Raw genomic sequence first — 16150 nt, 5'->3', positions numbered from 1 at the left:
AATGAAAGAATTCTTCGACACCTATCCACTGGCGGCCTGGAGCGTGGTGAGCGTTCTCATGGCAGCCGTCGTCATCATGACCCTGTGGGAGCAGGTCAAATGGTGGTGGTTCAACACCTGGGTCCGCTTCCCGCTGGTGGGCCGCATCGCCCGCCTCTCGCGCGACCTCAACGAAGACTCCAGCCTGCCCGGCTGGCACAAGGGCGAAAGCACGCTGTGCCTGGAATACAAGAAGTTCATCCACATCCAGGACGAGCATGACTTCAACGAGAAGGTCACCTATCTGACCAAGTCCGGTGACAACGGCCGCAAGGCCACGCCCAACTGGATCTGGCTGCTGACGATCTCGATGGTGTTCGTCGAAGCGATGGGTTTCTCCTACGTGCTGGCGGGCTACACGCTGCCGGGTGCCAGCGAGAACCTGCAGCAGACCGGGGCTTACGGTATCGCTTTCCTGATCTCGGTGATCCTGGTCGCCTTCACCCACCTGGCCGGACATGAGCTGTACAAGTCAGAGCGCGTCAATCTGGCGCGCCGCCAGTGGAACGAGGCAGGCCGCAAGCAGGAACTCTTTACCGGCACCATTCCGCTGGCCCGTCCGCAATCCAGCGATGACCACAAGCCCACCTTCACCCAGCTGTGCAACCGCGTGGGCTCGCACCCCAGCTACAAGATCACGGTGCTGACCGTGATCTTCGTGCTGCTGGTGGCCAGCCTGGCGACCTACGTCCGCGGCCAGGTGCTGGAGCGCGAGCTGGAAGCACGCGTGACCCTCAGCAGCAATCAGGCCGGCAATGCGGCACGCTCCGCAGCGGGCAGCCTGGACATGTCCGCTACCAATGTGCGACTGCCGGCCGACGATGATGCCGCCAACCGCGCCGCCGACCGCAAGGCCGTCAGCGACGAGGCCGACATTGATCGTCACGGCGGCTGGGCGACCTTCATCGTGCTGGCGTTCGTGTTCGTGTTCCTGCAGATCCTGGGGGTCATCTTCGGCTATCGCTGGGGCTTTGCCGGCGAGAACAGTGCCGAAGCCTATCGCGACATCGGCAGCGGCCGCTATTCCAGCTACAGCGCCGTACGTGAACACTATCGCCGCATCGCCGACACCGCCCAGGCCAGCCTGGCCACGCTGCAGCAGAAAATGATGATGCACAACAGCACGCATGGCACGTCCGGCCAGCACCTGAGCAAGACCTTCCGCGACTTCATGCAGCAGACCCGTCTGGCCGATGCCGCCGAACGCCAGAGCGAACGCGACTTTGCGCAGACGGTCGCGGCCCAGCAGGCGACGCCCTTGCACGTTCCCGCCCACCCTGCGGCAGCGGCCGCGCCGGTGGCTGCACCGGCCGTGGTGGCAGTGGCTGCGGTGGTACAGGCCCCTGCCGCCCCCGCTGGCACCGACAGCCTGCCGGACGTGATGACGCGCCTGGATGCGCTCGGTGAAGACAAGGAAGCCAAGAAGAAACTGATGGCGCAATTGCCCGAGGCACTCAACGTAGCTGTGCGGGAAGAACTCAAGCGCCGCAAGGACGAGCGCGAACGCAAGGCGCGCGAGGCTGACGCCGAACTGGAGGATCTGCTGTGAGGAACTGGTCTGCCCTCGTCCTGGCCACCAGCCTGCTGGGCGGCAACGCCTGGGCTGGTGCCATCGATGCCATCCCGACCTGCTACGACAACAAGCTGGTGGGGACGGCCCCGGCTGTCGTGGAGTCCGAACTGTTCGTGGTCATCGACCAGACCACCCTGCTCGATGGCGGTCTGAAACAGTCAGTGGCCGACAACCTGAAGCCTTTCCTGGCAGGGGGCAATGCATTCCAGATCATCACCTTCTCCGCCTATACCCAGGGCCATTACACGGAAGTGCTGGCCTCCGGCAAGCTGGATGTACCGATGGAGGCCAGCCGCCGCAATGATGTCTCCAAGACTGCGCTGGCCAAGTTCGACCAGTGCATGGCGCGCCAGCCGCAGCTGGCGGCGCAGGTCGCCGGCGGGGCCTTGCGCGCTGCCTTCGATGGCACCAGCGGCGAGATCGCCAAGTCCGACGTGCTGGCCAGTCTCAAGTCGATTGCCGAACTGAGCCGCAAGTCCAAGGCGCGCAACCGCATCGTGCTGCTGGTCTCGGACATGCTGGAGAACTCCTCGGTGTCCAGTTTCTACGCCGACCGCGGCCACAGCGTGCGCAAGATCGACCCGGCCAAGGAAATGCAGCTGGCCGAACAGAATCAGCTGCTGGGCGACTTCGGCGGGGCGCGCGTGTATGTGATCGGTGCCGGACTGCTGTCCGAGGATGGCAAGAAGAGCAAGAGCTATCGCGATCCCAAGACCATGCAGGCGCTGGCCGGTTTCTGGAAAACCTATCTGGAAAAGTCCGGTGCACAGCTGGTGGAGTTCGGCCAGCCGGCGCTGCTGAGCCCGATTCGTTGAGCTAGCCAACGATACAAGCTCGTCAGTTGCCTTAACCTGAATGTATAGTAAGGCTCGCGACATTTTCTGATGTCGCGAGAAAATCAACCTCAAAAATCCAAGAATCAGGGGAATCATGAATCAACTCCAGATGTTCAAAGCCGGCGTCCTGCTTGCCGTTTCCATCGTACTGACCGGTTGCGCTACCAGTCGCAGCGAGATCAAGCTGAGCGAACCATCAAGCGCCGCTGCCACCAAGGCCGCAGTGGCCTCCAAGAACAAGACGGTATTGCTGCGGGAAGTCTTCGATGAACGCGTCTTCGAAGATGCCCCCTCGTCGCCGAGCACTCCTTCGCTGGGCTTTGAGGGCTCTGCAAAAAGCACCGCCGAGATCAAGGCGCGGGCGATCGGTCGCAAGCGCAACGGCTTCGGCAAGGCGCTGGGCGATGTGCTGCTGGAAAACGGCATGACGGTGAGCCAGGTGATGCGCAAGAACATCACCACCAGCTTGCAAGAGGCCGGCTTCAAGGTGGCGGTCAACGCTGCTGACGCAGGCGAGGCCCCCATCGTGATCGATGCCCATGTGAAGAAGTTCTGGGCCTGGTTCACCCCTGGTTTCTGGGCCGTCAGCGTGGGAACGCAGATCTCGACTGATCTGGTGGTGCAGAACAAGAACATGCCCATCGTGATCAACATCGAAACATCGGAAAACCATATGGCGGTCACCGAAGGCGTCTGGATCGAGGACATCGACAAGGCGCTCGTGAAGTACCGTTCCGAAGCCACCGGCCGATTCATGGACATGAACTGAACCACAGCAGCTGCTGCAGCTGGTCGAGCAACTAAACAACGGGAGTCTCAGGACTCCCGTTTTGTTTCCGCAAAGAAAAAGGTTGCCCGTCAGCGCCCCGGCCAACGCTGCGCTTGGCCGGTTTGGCGCGCCGTTCCCTTATAATGGATGGTTTCGCAAAAACACACGTCAAATCATGGAATTAGCCAAGTCGTTCGAGCCCGCCGAGATTGAGAAATTCTGGCGCGAGGAGTGGGAAAAGCGCGGTTACTTCGCCGCCACCACCGACGCGGAGAAGCCCTCGTTTTCCATCCAGCTGCCGCCGCCCAATGTGACCGGCACCCTGCACATGGGTCACGCGTTCAACCAGACCATCATGGATGGCCTGACGCGCTACCACCGCATGCGCGGCTACAACACCGCCTGGATCCCCGGCACCGACCACGCCGGCATCGCCACTCAGATCGTGGTGGAACGCCAGCTGGATGCGCAGAAGATCTCGCGCCACGACCTGGGCCGTGAAAAATTCGTCGAGAAGGTGTGGGAGTGGAAAGAGAAATCCGGCTCCACCATCACCGGCCAGATGCGCCGCATGGGCGCCTCCACCGACTGGGCCCGTGAATACTTCACGATGGACCCCAAGATGTCCAAGGCCGTCACCGAAGTCTTCGTGCGCCTCTACGAGCAGGGCCTGATCTACCGTGGCAAGCGCCTGGTGAACTGGGACCCGGTGCTGGGCACCGCCGTCTCCGACCTGGAAGTGGTGTCGGAAGAAGAAGACGGCTCCATGTGGCACATCAAGTACCCGCTGGCCGATGGCAGCGGCCACATCGTGGTGGCCACCACCCGTCCGGAAACCATGCTGGGCGACGTCGCCGTGGCCGTGGACCCGACCGACGAGCGCTACGCCGCGCTGGTGGGCAAGATGATCAAGCTGCCGCTGGTGGGCCGCGAGATCCCCATCATCAAGGATGAATACGTCGACAAGGAATTCGGCACCGGCTGCGTGAAGATCACCCCGGCGCACGACTTCAACGACTACCAGGTGGGCGCACGCCACAACCTGGAAATGATCAGCGTCTTCACCCTCAAGGCCACCATCAACGAGAATTCGCCCGAGAAGTACCAGGGCCTGGACCGCTTCGAAGCGCGCAAGCAGATCGTGGCCGACCTGGACGCGCTGGGCCTCTTGGAACTGGTCAAGCCGCACAAGCTGATGGTGCCGCGTGGCGACCGTACCGGCGTGGTGATCGAGCCCATGCTGACCGACCAGTGGTTCGTCGCCATGAGCAAGCCGGCACCGGAAGGGACCTGCTTCCCCGGCAAGTCGATTGCCGAAACCGCGCTGGAAAAAGTCTCCTCGGGCGAGATCAAATTCGTCCCCGAGAACTGGACCAACACCTACAACCAGTGGCTCAACAACATCCAGGACTGGTGCATCTCGCGCCAACTGTGGTGGGGCCATCAGATCCCGGCCTGGTACGACGAGGATGGCGGCATCTACGTTGCCCGCACCGAAGAAGAAGCGAAGAAGCAAGCCGGTGGCAAGTCCGTCAAGCGCGATGAAGACGTGCTCGATACATGGTTCTCCTCGGCGCTGGTGCCCTTCTCCACCCTGGGCTGGCCGGAAGAAACGCCGGACTACAAGCTGTTCCTGCCCTCCTCGGTGCTGGTGACGGGCTTTGACATCATCTTCTTCTGGGTGGCGCGCATGGTCATGATGACCACGCACTTCACCGGCAAGGTGCCTTTCGATACCGTCTACGTCCACGGCCTGGTGCGCGATGCGTCTGGCCAGAAGATGTCCAAGTCCAAGGGCAACACGCTGGACCCGATCGACCTGATCGATGGCATCGGCGTGGATGAACTGGTGGCCAAGCGCACCGTCGGCCTGATGAATCCCAAGCAGGCGGCTAGCATCGAGAAGGCTACCCGCAAGGAATTTGCGGACGGCATTCCGGCCTTCGGCACCGATGCGCTGCGCTTCACCTTCGCCTCACTGGCGACCCTGGGCCGCAACATCAACTTTGACCTGAACCGCTGCGAAGGCTATCGCAACTTCTGCAACAAGCTGTGGAACGCCACCCGCTTCGTGCTGATGAATACCGAAGGCCAGGACTGCGGTTTCGACGGCCACGAGAAGGGTGTCTGCGACAAGGAAAAGCTGCAGTTCTCCAAGGCTGACCGCTGGATCGTGTCGCTCTTGCAGCGTACCGAAGCCGAAGTCGAAAAGGGCTTTGCCGACTACCGCTTCGACAACATCGCTACCGCCATCTACAAGTTCGTCTGGGACGAGTACTGCGACTGGTACCTGGAAATGGCCAAGGCCCAGATCCAGAGCGGCAATGAAGCGCAACAGCGCGCCACCCGCCGCACCTTGCTGCGCGTGCTGGAAAGCGTGCTGCGCCTGGCTCATCCGGTGCTGCCCTTCATCACCGAGCAGCTGTGGCAAAGCGTGGCCCCGCTGACCGATCGCAAGCCGGATCCGGCGGGCGATTCCATCATGCGCCAGGCCTATCCGCGTCCCGACCTGGAAAAGATCGACACCGATGCCGAAGCCTGGGTTGCCCAGTTCAAGGCCTACACCGATGCCTGCCGCAACCTGCGCGGGGAGATGCAGCTGGCACCGTCCCTGCGCGTGCCGCTGATCGTGGAAGCCGCCGATGCGTCGGCCGTGGAATCCTTCCTGCCTTACCTGCAAGGGCTGGTGCGCCTGTCGGAAGCCACGGTGGTGCCGCAACTGCCGGAGTCGCCGGCACCGGTGGCCATCGTCGGCGAAGTCAAGCTGATGCTGAAGGTGGAAATCGACGTGGCCGCCGAACGTGAACGCCTGGGCAAGGAAGTCACGCGTCTGACCGGCGAGATCGCCAAGGCCAATGGCAAGCTGTCCAATGAAAGCTTCGTGGCCCGTGCGCCCGAAGCCGTGGTGGCGCAGGAGAAGGAGCGTGTCGCCAACTTCAGCGCTACGTTGGAAAAGGTGAAGGAACAGCTGGCCAAGCTCAAGTAAGCCAGCCTGTTTCTTCATGAAGCCGTCGTCCCTTGCGGGGCGGCGGCTTTTTTTGTGCTTGCCTTGCGGCGCGGGCTTGTCTAGACTGGATCGAATAAATTAGAACAATCGTGCTTTTTTATGGCATTCGACTTGATAACAGGAGACAAACATGCCCCGTACTTCCTCCCCTTCCCGTCTGTTCAAGCTGTCGCTGCTGGCAGCCGGCCTCCTGGCCAGCGCCGCTGCCTGGGCCGATGGCTCGCCAGTCGGCCTGTGGAAGAGCATCGATGACGCCACCGGCAAGCCCAAGGCGCTCATCCGCATCAGCGAAAACAATGGCGAACTGAGCGGCAAGATCGAGAAGCTGTTCCGTGCGCCGGAAGAAGACCAGAACCCGGTCTGCCAGAAGTGTGAAGGCGAGCTCAAGGACAAGCCGGTCATCGGCATGACCATCCTGTCGGGTCTGAAGAAGGACGGCGAAGAATACAACGGTGGCCAGATCATCGATCCGGCCAATGGCAAGGTCTACAAGAGCAAGCTGACGGTGGTCGATGAGGGGCAAAAGCTCAATGTGCGCGGTTATGTCGGCATGCCCATGCTGGGCCGCACCCAGACCTGGCTGCGGGAGCAGTAACGCCGACGCGTCAGGCCGGACGTGAAGCTTTGAGCACGTAACGGTCCAGCTCACGGGCGAAGGCGCGGCCGTCGCTGGCGCTGAAGGCGGCCGGGCCGCCGGTCTCGACGCCGCTGCTGCGCAGCTCTTCCATGAAATTGCGGGTGCTGAGGTGATGGCCGATGTTCTGCGCCGTATAGAGCTCGCCGCGCGGATTGAGCGCCAGCGCGCCCTTGGCCACCACGTCGGCAGCCAGCGGAATATCGGCGGTGATGACCAGGTCGCCGGGTTCACACTGGCGGGCGATTTCCTTGTCGGCCACGTCGAAGCCGGCCGGCACCACCATGGATTTGATGTAACGCGAAGGCGGTGTGCGCAAGGGGCGGTTGGCCACCAGCGTCACGATGATGGTGGTGCGGTCGGCCACCCGGAACAGCATGTCCTTGATGACACCCGGACAGGCATCGGCATCCACCCAGATCGCCATCAGCGCGCGTTCGCCCGCGTCAGACGAAGGACACGGTCAGGCCCGGCAGGGTCACGCCCGAGAAGGCTGTTGTCCAGGTCTGGCCGGGCTCGATGGGACAGGCGTCGGTCCACGTTCCGGTGCTGATGATCTCGCCGGCCTGCAACTGGCGGAAGCGGGTCTGCTTCTGCAGCAGCTGGTGCAGGTGCCACAGCGCGTGCAGGGGGCTGTCCATCTCGTCATTGCAGAAGCCGGCGGCACGCAGCACGCTGGACGACTCCGTGTTGCAGGACAGAGAGACGCTGGCGCTGGCCAGGATCTGCGGCAGGTGGTGTTTGGTCGCCGAAGACAGCACGTGCGGCTCGCCCACAATCAGGGTGCCATGCAACCCGAAGGCGGCAATTGAATCGGCTACGGTGAATTCCCAGTTGGGGAAGGGACAGACCACGATTTCGAAGCCATGCGCCATCCACTCCAGGCAATCGGCCAGCTCCAGCAGCGATGCGCCGGGGGCCGGGGTCTTGCCGAGCTTGAAGACGATCTCGGGTTCGATACGCGGCTGCACGGCCCCGGTCAGCGATTGCGCGCCGTAGTTGTCGTCGGCGAAGCGGACCGTGGCATCGTACATCGGTGCCCAGGTCGGAATCCGCGCTTCATCGATGATGCCGTAGCGCTCCCAGTTCTTGCGCACCACAAACCCGATCTTGCGGCCGATAGGCTGCTCGCCTTGGGCAACGCGGATGTTGCGGATGTTATGAGCGATTTCGTAGGCGTCTTCGACCGACAGCGGCTCGGACTCGGAAATGCGCGGGATGATGCGGGACTGAGCGCGGGCATCCAGCAACTGATGCGCGTAGCGGAGGGCTTGGCTCGACATTAGCATGGAGGGCTCACATCGAAAGATAGTGAATAGCTATCCATTGTCGATGACGATTAATTTTTGCACAAGCAAAAACTCGCTTTTATACGAGATCTGACGAAAATTTCATCAGATTGACCTGCTCCGCGTCATGCTGTTTTTCAGTGGCTGCAACAGTCCTGTCCAGCTTGAGAATGGCAGAGCTCATGCGCCCCAGAGTTCACCGTTCGGACCGGTTTGAGGCGCGGTCACGCCGAAATGCTGATAGGCCAGCCCCGTGGCGATGCGCCCGCGCGGGGTGCGCTGCAGGTAGCCTTGCTGGATCAGGTAGGGCTCCAGCACGTCTTCGATGGTGTCGCGTTCTTCACCGATGGCCGCCGCCAGGTTGTCCAGCCCGACCGGCCCACCGCCGAACTTGAAGAGCACGGCCTCCAGCAGCTTGCGGTCCATCAGGTCGAAGCCGACCGGGTCCACGTCCAGCATCACCAGAGCGGCATCGGCCATCTCGCGGGTGATGCGCCCCTCCCCCTTGACCTCGGCATAGTCGCGCACGCGGCGCAGCAGGCGGTTGGCGATACGCGGGGTACCACGGCTGCGGCGGGCGATTTCCAGCGCGCCTTCCTCGACAATGGGGGCATTGAGCAAGCCGGCGCTGCGCGTAACGATGCGGGCCAGCTCGGGCGGGGTATAGAACTCCAGCCGGGCGACGATGCCGAAGCGGTCGCGCAGCGGATTGGTCAGCATGCCGGCGCGGGTGGTGGCGCCCACCAGCGTGAAAGGCTGCAGGTCCAGCCGCACCGAACGGGCGGCCGGGCCTTCGCCGATCATGATGTCGATCTGATAATCCTCCAGTGCCGGGTAGAGGATTTCCTCCACCACCGGCGACATGCGGTGGATCTCGTCGATGAAGAGCACGTCATTGGCTTCGAGATTGGTCAGCAGCGCGGCCAGGTCGCCCGCGCGCTCCAGCACGGGGCCCGAGGTCTGGCGCAGGTTCACGCCCATCTCGCGGGCGATGATGTGGGCCATGGTGGTCTTGCCCAGGCCGGGCGGGCCGAACAGCAAGGTGTGGTCGAGCGGCTCGCCACGCTTGCGGGCGGCCGAAATGAAGATTTCGAGCTGGGCGCGCACCTTTTCCTGGCCGACGTATTCGTCCAGCTGCTTGGGCCGCAGGGCGCGCTCGATGGCTTCCTCGTTGGCCGAGGCCGGGGTGGCGGAGATGATGCGCTGTTCGGAGAAATCGTCGGTCTGGATGCTCATGCTCTAATCCTTGTCTGGCCGGGCTCAGCCCTTGGAGAGCGCCTTCAGGGCCAGCTTGATGCCGTCCGAGACGCTGCTGTCCTTGGGCACCTGCTTCATGGCCAGGGTCGCTTCCTTGTCCGAATAGCCCAGCGCCAGCAGGGCATTGAGGATGTCGGCCGAGGCGTCGCTGTGGACCACGCCGGCCACCGCGCCAAGATCGGCACCGAGCTTGCCCTTCAGTTCCAGCAGCAGGCGTTCGGCGGTCTTCTTGCCGATGCCGGGCACGCGGGTCAGGCGGCCGGCTTCCTGCAGGGTCACGGCCTGGGCCAGGTCGGCCACCGACATGCCGGAGAGGATGGACAAGGCCGTGCGTGCGCCCACGCCGGAAATCTTGATGAGCTCCTTGAACGTATTGCGTTCTTCGGCGGTCCCAAACCCGAACAGGATGTGCGCGTCCTCGCGGATGGCCAGATGCGTCAGCAGCGTGACCTTCTCGCCCAGGCCCGGCAGGTTGTAGTAGGTGCTCATGGGCACGGCCACTTCGTAACCGACGCCCTGGCAGTCGACCAGCAGGTTCGGGGGGATTTTTTCTAGAAGAATTCCGGAGAGGCGACCGATCATGGCGTCAGGGATGTGCGTGGGAGGCAGCTTCTGTGATAATCCCGCGATGATACAGCACTGTTCGGATAAACAGTATCCAAGCCACCTCGCAGAGATGAAGACAAAGGAAAAACATGGCCGGTAGCGCCTTCTTCGCATTGATTGACGACATCGCCACCGTGCTCGATGACGTTTCCCTGATGACCAAGGTGGCCGCCAAGAAGACGGCCGGCGTGCTGGGCGACGACCTGGCCCTCAATGCCCAGCAGGTCGCGGGCGTGCGCGCCGAGCGGGAATTGCCGGTGGTCTGGGCGGTCGCCAAGGGCTCGCTGAAGAACAAGGCCATCCTGGTGCCGGCGGCACTGGCCATCAGCGCCTTCATCCCCTGGGCGGTAACACCGCTGCTGATGCTGGGCGGCGCTTTCCTCTGCTTCGAGGGCTTCGAGAAACTGGCGCACAAGTATCTTCCCCACGATGAGGAACATCATGAAGTCGCCGCCAAGGCGGCCGACGACGTCGATCCGCTGGTCTACGAGCAGGAAAAGATCAAGGATGCCGTGCGCACCGACTTCATCCTCTCGGCCGAGATCATCGCCATCACCCTGGGTACCGTCGCCGGTGCGCCCCTGCAGCAGCAGATCACGGTACTGGTGGGCATTGCCCTGATCATGACGGCGGGCGTGTATGGGCTGGTGGCCGGCATCGTCAAGCTCGATGACGGCGGCCTCTACCTGGTGCAGCATGCGGGTGCGAGCGCCTGGGGTCGCTTCAAGGCCGGTGTCGGCCGGGCCGTCCTGGCGGCGGCACCGAAGATGATGCGCAGCCTGTCGGTGATCGGGACGGTTGCCATGTTCATGGTCGGCGGCGGCATCCTGACCCACGGCCTGCCCTTCGCGCATCACGCCATCGAGGCGGCGGCGCAAGCGGTGGAGGGTGTCGCCGTAGTCGGGCCGGTCCTCGGGGCGATTACCCCGGCGGTCTTGAATGCCCTCTTCGGCGTGGTCGCAGGGGCAGTGGTGCTGGTGGTGGTGAAGCTGGCGCAGCGCGTGCTGTCGCTCTTCAAGAAAAAAAACTAACCCACCAGACGCCCGCCGCGCATGCGAATGCCCTTGCGCGCCAGCGCCGGGGCCAGCGCGCCGAGGTCCGACAAAATCCCTCCCCCATGCGCATGGCAGATCGCCACGCCCAGCGCATCGGCGGCATCGGTACCCGGCAGGCCGGGCAGCTTCAGCAGCCGCGCCACCATCTCCTGCACCTGCGCCTTCTGGGCGCGTCCATGGCCGGCCACGGCCTGCTTGACCTGCAGGGCCGTGTATTCGGCTACCGCCAGGTCGGCTGCCACCAGCGCGCAAATGGCCGCGCCGCGCGCCTGCCCCAGCAGCAGGGTGGATTGTGGATTGACGTTGACGAACACTTTTTCGATGGCCGCGCAGTCCGGTGCATAGGACTTCACCACTTCGCCGACACTGGCCAGGATCACCTTCAGGCGTGAAGGCAGGTCGCCGTCCGGCGTCTTGATGGTGCCGGAAGCGATATAGGAGAGCGTGTTGCCCTGCTTGTGGATGACCCCGAAACCGGTGGTGCGCAAGCCAGGGTCGATACCGAGGATTTTCATGCCCGCCAGTCTAACCGATCAGGCGGGCATCCCGTGTCAGAACAAGACGCCCTGCCCCGGATCCGGCATTTTCTGGCGCGGGCGGCGCTGGGTGGTCGAGGGCAGGCCGCTCTTGCGCGAGCCATGCTTGTCCTGGATGGCATCGGCTTCCGCCCGCGCGCTACTGCTGCTGCGCTGGCCGTAGAGGGCGTCCTTGGCGTGCTTGAGGGCCGTCTTCTCATCCACGATGGGGTCGGGATAAGCCGTCGTGCCGACTTCCGGCACCCAGCGCCGCACGTACTCGCCCAGCGGATCATGATCGCGCGCCTGCTTGGCCGGCGAATAGATGCGCAGGGTGTTGATGCCGGTGGTGCCGGATTGCATCTGCATCTGGCTCCAGTGGATGCCCGGTTCGAAATCCAGGAACTGCCGCGCCAGGAACAGCCCCGGCGCACGCCAGTGCAGCCACAGGTGATAGGCGGCAAAGCTGACCAGCATGGCGCGCATGCGGAAGTTGAGCCAGCCGGTCGCGCACAGCTGGCGCATGCAGGCATCGATCATGGGATAGCCGGTACGGCCTTCGCACCAGGCATCGAAACGCGCCTGCGCCTCCACGCCCCACGGACCGCCATCGCCCGGACGCAAGCCATCCAGCGAACGCGCCACGTTGCGCCATTCGATATCGGGCTGGTCTTCCAGCTTCTGCATGAAGTGGCAATGCCAGCGCAGGCGGCTGGAGAAGCCGCGCAGGCCGTAGGCCAGCGCGCGGTCGGCCGTATGTTCGATGGCCAGTTCGGTAGCCTGATGCACGCTGCGCATGGAAATGGTGCCGAAGGCCAGGTGCGCGCTGAGCCTGCTGCAGGCGTCGGGTGCGGTCAGCGGACTGGACATGCCACGCCGGTAATCGCGCCCGCCGCCGCCGAGGAAGGCGCGCAGCGTATCCCATGCTGCTGCTTCGCCGGCGGGCGGTTGCAAGCGTACCTCGGGCAAACCCAGTTCGGTCAATGTGGGCAGCCTGTCGGGCTGCATGCCTTGCGGCGCACGGAAGCCGACCGGATTGGCAATCTGCGCTGCCTCCATGCGCTGCACCCAGCGCGCGGCCCAGCCATCACGGCTGCGCAGGCGGCGCACCACGCCGGTTTGCGGAAACTCCTGCCACTGCACGCCCTGGATGCGGCTCCAGCGGTTCACCGAAATGTCGCGCGCATAGCTCCAGGCCGGGCCGGTTTCTTCGTGGCTGAAGAGATGGGTCACGCCCCACTCGCGACGCAGGGATTCCAATACCTGCACCGCCTCACCAATCCGCAGAAGCAAAGGCAGGCCGCGTTGCTTCAATTCGATCTGCAGGGGGGCCAGGGAGCGCAACAGGAAATCCACATGACGCGGATCACATTCAAAACTCTGCAGCCACGCTGGCTCGATGATGACGACCGCAAACGCACGCTCACACCGCGCCGCCTCGGCCAGCGCCGCGTGATCGCGCAGGCGCAGGTCGCGCTTGAACCAGACCAGGCCGACGCTCATCTCAGCCTCGCTCCTGACGGCGTTCGAGCCGCACCACCAGGCGTTGCACGGCCGGACGCACGCGCAGGAAGCCGCGATAGCTGCGCTCCATCAGCCACAGCATGCCGGGCAGACGCGCCAGCCGGGCCAGCCAGCGCCATCCCGGCAAGGTGGCCCACAACTTCACGAAGGCTTCGGCACCGCTGAAGACCACGCCATCGGCACGACGCACATGAAAGCGCGCCAACAACTGCTCGCGCGTCATGCCCGAAGGAAGCTCTGTGGCGGGCACATCCGCGCGGCTGATATCGCAAAAGCGCAGCGGGGCATCCTGCGCACCGCGCTGGTACATGCCGATCTCGCGCCGGCACAGCGGACAGGCACCGTCATACAGCACGGTGATCTCTTCCTGTGGCGCACGAGGGTCAGGGTCAGGCTGCGCCATCGCGCCGCTCCTTGCGCTCGGTGCGCGCCAGCAGCTCGGCGGCGCTCTGCAGGCCTTGCGTGCTGCGACGCCACCACTGGGTGAACAGGTCGCTGGGCTTGTCGACCACCGGGAACAGTTCCGGTGCCGCTACGCATTGTGCCCACAGCGGCAGCCAGGGAGCCAGATGCGGATCGGCCACACAACGCACGCTGCGCGCAGACTTCAGCGCACGGCCAACGGTGGCGGCATCACCATGCCAGCACAGCGATGTCAGCTCGCGCATGCGCGCACCAACGAAATCCCAGCGGCGCTGATCCCAGGGCCAGAGCAGATGGAAGTCCGACAGATACAGGCCCACCACCACGGTGTCTGTGGGCAGATCGGCGGGCAACTCGCCCAGGCTCCACGGATGGACCAGCCAGACATCCCGTCCGGCTACCGCTTCCGCCTCCGGGGTCACACTGCCCAAATGTTCAGGTGGCACTGGCAGCAGGGCCGGCTCCTTGCAGCGTTCCCGCGCGCGCTGGGCGGGTTCGGCGGCCACCGGGTCGGGATTGAGGGCGATTTCGCCCAACGCTTCATAAGTGGTATCTACCACCGTGCCCGGGCTATGCCACTCGGGCGGGGCGTACTTGGCCACGTTCTCGGCATTGAACAGATAAGGCTTGTGGCTGCCGGTCCCGGCCACCCATTGCCAGCTCAGGTGATTGCTGGCCAGGTCGCCATCCAGCAGATGGCCGACCATCCAGTCCGCCCCCGCACGCCAATGCACCTTGCGCAGATGCACCACGTAGCTGGCCAGCCACATGCGCGCGTGATTGTGCAGGGTGCCGGTGGCATACAGGGTGCGCACGGCCTGGTCGATCACCGGCAGGCCGGTGGCAGCTTCGCGGATATCGGCCGGCAGTTCGCGCGCATAGGCCGACTCCCGCAGCGGGCCGGCGTGCAGCGAATCGAAGATGCGCGCCCCGCGCCTGGCCCACACGTAGCGATAGAAGGCACGCCAGCCCAGCTCATAGACGAACTTGTGCTGCACATCCAGCGCCTGGCGGCTGCACACGCCCGCCAGCACCTCGCGCAGGCTGACGAAGCCGTGCGTGAGATAGGGCGACAAGCCCGTCACGGCACCGTCAAGACTGTTGCGGGTGCGGGCATAAGCACCGGGACGCACGGCGGCGATGCGCTCGCGCGCGGCGGCCAGGGTCGGCAGCAAGGGCAGCAGCGCCAGCGGTCGTGGTGCAGGGGGCGCAGCGACAGCAGCAGGGGCGGCGGGTGCGTCTTCCGGGGAAGGGGACTCCAGCACCAGGTCGAATTGATGTTTGCGATACATGGCTCGACTCCTCAAAGGCCAGGGTGGGCGCGCTTGCGGCGGCAGGCTTCGGAACAGTATTTGACCTCGTCCCAGTTCTTGGCCCAGGCGCGCCGCCAGGTCATGGGCAGGCCGCACACGGCGCAGGGCTTGCTGGGCAAGTGCGCCTTGTTGCCGCGATGTCCGGCGACTTGGCTTTTCTGTTTCATGACTCAGGATTGTACTGAATAAATGCGTCACACTTGACTCATGACGCCAAATTAGCGTCTATAATCTGTGTCAAACATGATTCACCGGAGCCCATCATGAGCCTTGCGCAATCGACCCCTTCCCCGGCCCTTGCGGCCGACAAACCTGCTGGCGAAGCCTTGCGCCGCACTGGCGCGGTGGCGCGCATGCTGCGCATGCCGGTGGCCACGCTGCGGGTGTGGGAGCGCCGCTATGCACTGACCCACGGCCAGCTGTCACCGAGCGGCCAGCGCCTGTATTCGGAAGCCGATGTGCGGCGCCTGGCGCTGATCCGGCAGTTGACCGAACTGGGCCACGCCATCGGCAGCCTGGCCGGACTGGATATGGATCAGCTGCAGCAAGTGGCGGCCACCCACGCCGAACTGCACGCAGCCCGCCCGACGCCACCGGAAGCGGTGCAGGGGCAATGGCGGCTGGCCGTGATCGGCTCCACCCTGGCGCAGCGCCTGGACAAACCCGGCCTGCTGCAGCGCCTGGGGCGTCCGCTGCAGTTGCTGGGCCCGTTCGAGACCATCGAACAGGCGGCCATGGCCTTGAAGCGTGAAGAAGTGGATGCCCTGCTGCTGCACGAGCCGCAGTTGCACGCCGGCTGGCTGGGCGCGCTGGAGAGTTCGGCACCGGCGCTGAGCGGGCTGCCGATGGCGGTGCTGTATGGATTTGCCAGCGAAGCCGTGTGCGAGACGCTGGCGGCGGTGGGCATCAGCCTGCTGCGTGCGCCGCAGCCCGATGTGGTGATCCTGCAATGGCTGCGCGGCCTGGCGGCACTGTCGTCACCGGCGCGCGATGAAGAGGCAGGCGACAAGGCGCTGCCGCCGCGCCGCTGGGATGACAATGAATTGATCGCCTTTGCCAACCAGTCCACCACGGTGGCCTGCGAGTGCCCGCGCCACGTGGCGGAATTGCTGATGCAGCTCTCGCAGTTCGAGCGCTACAGCGCGCAATGCGCCAACCGCAACGTGGCTGACGCACAGTTGCATCAATATCTGCAGCAACTGACCTCGGAATCGCGGCAGCGGTTTGAGGCGGCCTTGACGCGCATTGCCATCCATGAAGGAATGATCAGCGAGAACAGCTGAGCCCTGCGCACTGCGGCACACGAAGCA

At 64.1% G+C, this 16150-nt stretch carries 16 protein-coding genes; 7 read left to right on the top strand and 9 right to left on the bottom strand.

Annotation, left to right across the window (positions count from 1 at the left end):
• Position 1: 1 nt before the first annotated feature.
• The 5 genes from JOD78_RS09970 (at position 2) to JOD78_RS09950 (ending at position 6819) form a co-directional block, all read left to right on the top strand.
• Positions 2–1588, top strand: a complete 1587-nt coding sequence (locus tag JOD78_RS09970; protein ID WP_121042663.1) for a hypothetical protein — start codon at positions 2–4, stop codon at positions 1586–1588.
• The gene (locus JOD78_RS09965) at positions 1585–2427 is read left to right on the top strand and encodes a hypothetical protein (protein ID WP_121042661.1); all 843 of its coding nucleotides are present in this window, start codon (positions 1585–1587) and stop codon (positions 2425–2427) included. The genes JOD78_RS09970 and JOD78_RS09965 overlap by 4 nt, the downstream gene beginning before the upstream one ends.
• Before the next feature lie 115 nt (positions 2428–2542).
• Positions 2543–3217, top strand: coding sequence for a flagellar biosynthesis protein (locus tag JOD78_RS09960; protein ID WP_134040280.1), 675 nt, complete (start codon positions 2543–2545; stop codon positions 3215–3217).
• 175 nt (positions 3218–3392) lie between these two features.
• A complete protein-coding gene (locus JOD78_RS09955) occupies positions 3393–6203 on the top strand; it encodes a valine--tRNA ligase (protein ID WP_209568171.1) in 2811 nt (936 codons plus the stop codon).
• 151 nt (positions 6204–6354) lie between these two features.
• The gene (locus tag JOD78_RS09950; RefSeq protein WP_209568173.1) at positions 6355–6819 is read left to right on the top strand and encodes a DUF2147 domain-containing protein; all 465 of its coding nucleotides are present in this window, start codon (positions 6355–6357) and stop codon (positions 6817–6819) included.
• A 10-nt stretch (positions 6820–6829) separates the two neighbouring features.
• Here JOD78_RS09950 and JOD78_RS09945 read toward each other — a convergent pair whose 3' ends face one another.
• From JOD78_RS09945 to ruvA, 4 genes are all read right to left on the bottom strand, one after another.
• Positions 6830–7285, bottom strand: a complete 456-nt coding sequence (locus tag JOD78_RS09945) for a YaiI/YqxD family protein (protein WP_034333361.1) — start codon at positions 7283–7285, stop codon at positions 6830–6832.
• A 19-nt stretch (positions 7286–7304) separates the two neighbouring features.
• Complete coding sequence (locus tag JOD78_RS09940; protein ID WP_205703745.1) at positions 7305–8147, bottom strand: 4-oxalocrotonate decarboxylase; 843 nt, start codon at positions 8145–8147, stop codon at positions 7305–7307.
• Between the two features lie 180 nt (positions 8148–8327).
• The gene (ruvB, locus tag JOD78_RS09935) at positions 8328–9383 is read right to left on the bottom strand and encodes a Holliday junction branch migration DNA helicase RuvB (RefSeq protein ID WP_034341561.1); all 1056 of its coding nucleotides are present in this window, start codon (positions 9381–9383) and stop codon (positions 8328–8330) included.
• Between the two features lie 24 nt (positions 9384–9407).
• Positions 9408–9986, bottom strand: coding sequence for a Holliday junction branch migration protein RuvA (gene ruvA / locus JOD78_RS09930; RefSeq protein ID WP_034341563.1), 579 nt, complete (start codon positions 9984–9986; stop codon positions 9408–9410).
• A gap of 113 nt (positions 9987–10099) precedes the next feature.
• Here ruvA and JOD78_RS09925 point away from each other — a divergent pair, with 113 nt between their 5' ends.
• Complete coding sequence (locus JOD78_RS09925; RefSeq protein ID WP_209568175.1) at positions 10100–11041, top strand: DUF808 domain-containing protein; 942 nt, start codon at positions 10100–10102, stop codon at positions 11039–11041.
• On the opposite strand, the gene ruvC is transcribed toward JOD78_RS09925, so the two are convergent.
• The 5 genes from ruvC to JOD78_RS09900 are packed head-to-tail and all read right to left on the bottom strand — an operon-like array spanning position 11038 to position 15007.
• Complete coding sequence (gene ruvC, locus JOD78_RS09920) at positions 11038–11580, bottom strand: crossover junction endodeoxyribonuclease RuvC (RefSeq protein WP_209568177.1); 543 nt, start codon at positions 11578–11580, stop codon at positions 11038–11040. The genes JOD78_RS09925 and ruvC overlap by 4 nt on opposite strands.
• Positions 11581–11616: 36 nt before the next feature.
• Positions 11617–13083, bottom strand: a complete 1467-nt coding sequence (locus JOD78_RS09915; protein WP_209568179.1) for an FAD-binding domain-containing protein — start codon at positions 13081–13083, stop codon at positions 11617–11619.
• 1 nt (position 13084) lies between these two features.
• Positions 13085–13507: a DUF393 domain-containing protein gene (locus JOD78_RS09910; RefSeq protein WP_209568181.1), complete on the bottom strand. Its 423-nt coding sequence runs from the start codon at positions 13505–13507 to the stop codon at positions 13085–13087.
• The gene (locus JOD78_RS09905; protein ID WP_209568183.1) at positions 13494–14819 is read right to left on the bottom strand and encodes an FAD-binding domain-containing protein; all 1326 of its coding nucleotides are present in this window, start codon (positions 14817–14819) and stop codon (positions 13494–13496) included. The genes JOD78_RS09910 and JOD78_RS09905 overlap by 14 nt, the downstream gene beginning before the upstream one ends.
• An 11-nt stretch (positions 14820–14830) precedes the next feature.
• Positions 14831–15007, bottom strand: coding sequence for a DUF2256 domain-containing protein (locus tag JOD78_RS09900; protein WP_134135654.1), 177 nt, complete (start codon positions 15005–15007; stop codon positions 14831–14833).
• Between the two features lie 96 nt (positions 15008–15103).
• Here JOD78_RS09900 and JOD78_RS09895 point away from each other — a divergent pair, with 96 nt between their 5' ends.
• A complete protein-coding gene (locus JOD78_RS09895) occupies positions 15104–16123 on the top strand; it encodes a MerR family transcriptional regulator (protein WP_134135655.1) in 1020 nt (339 codons plus the stop codon).
• The last annotated feature ends 27 nt before the right edge of the window (positions 16124–16150 follow it).

This window comes from Herbaspirillum sp. 1130 (genome assembly GCF_017833835.1).
In the GTDB taxonomy this organism is placed as follows: domain Bacteria; phylum Pseudomonadota; class Gammaproteobacteria; order Burkholderiales; family Burkholderiaceae_D; genus Herbaspirillum; species Herbaspirillum huttiense.
Note: the sequence above shows the minus strand (reverse complement) of the source record. Positions and strands in the feature narration are given on the sequence as shown.

Bases quoted from the DNA above. Each gene is read 5' to 3' on its own strand.
- JOD78_RS09970 (WP_121042663.1), top strand. From the start codon at position 2: ATGAAAGAATTCTTCGACACCTATCCACTGGCGGCCTGGAGCGTGGTG.
- JOD78_RS09960 (WP_134040280.1), top strand. From the start codon at position 2,543: ATGAATCAACTCCAGATGTTCAAAGCCGGCGTCCTGCTTGCCGTTTCC.
- JOD78_RS09955 (WP_209568171.1), top strand. From the start codon at position 3,393: ATGGAATTAGCCAAGTCGTTCGAGCCCGCCGAGATTGAGAAATTCTGG.
- JOD78_RS09950 (WP_209568173.1), top strand. From the start codon at position 6,355: ATGCCCCGTACTTCCTCCCCTTCCCGTCTGTTCAAGCTGTCGCTGCTG.
- JOD78_RS09945 (WP_034333361.1), bottom strand. From the start codon at position 7,285: ATGGCGATCTGGGTGGATGCCGATGCCTGTCCGGGTGTCATCAAGGAC.
- JOD78_RS09940 (WP_205703745.1), bottom strand. From the start codon at position 8,147: ATGCTAATGTCGAGCCAAGCCCTCCGCTACGCGCATCAGTTGCTGGAT.
- ruvB (WP_034341561.1), bottom strand. From the start codon at position 9,383: ATGAGCATCCAGACCGACGATTTCTCCGAACAGCGCATCATCTCCGCC.
- ruvA (WP_034341563.1), bottom strand. From the start codon at position 9,986: ATGATCGGTCGCCTCTCCGGAATTCTTCTAGAAAAAATCCCCCCGAAC.
- JOD78_RS09925 (WP_209568175.1), top strand. From the start codon at position 10,100: ATGGCCGGTAGCGCCTTCTTCGCATTGATTGACGACATCGCCACCGTG.
- ruvC (WP_209568177.1), bottom strand. From the start codon at position 11,580: ATGAAAATCCTCGGTATCGACCCTGGCTTGCGCACCACCGGTTTCGGG.
- JOD78_RS09915 (WP_209568179.1), bottom strand. From the start codon at position 13,083: ATGAGCGTCGGCCTGGTCTGGTTCAAGCGCGACCTGCGCCTGCGCGAT.
- JOD78_RS09910 (WP_209568181.1), bottom strand. From the start codon at position 13,507: ATGGCGCAGCCTGACCCTGACCCTCGTGCGCCACAGGAAGAGATCACC.
- JOD78_RS09905 (WP_209568183.1), bottom strand. From the start codon at position 14,819: ATGTATCGCAAACATCAATTCGACCTGGTGCTGGAGTCCCCTTCCCCG.
- JOD78_RS09900 (WP_134135654.1), bottom strand. From the start codon at position 15,007: ATGAAACAGAAAAGCCAAGTCGCCGGACATCGCGGCAACAAGGCGCAC.
- JOD78_RS09895 (WP_134135655.1), top strand. From the start codon at position 15,104: ATGAGCCTTGCGCAATCGACCCCTTCCCCGGCCCTTGCGGCCGACAAA.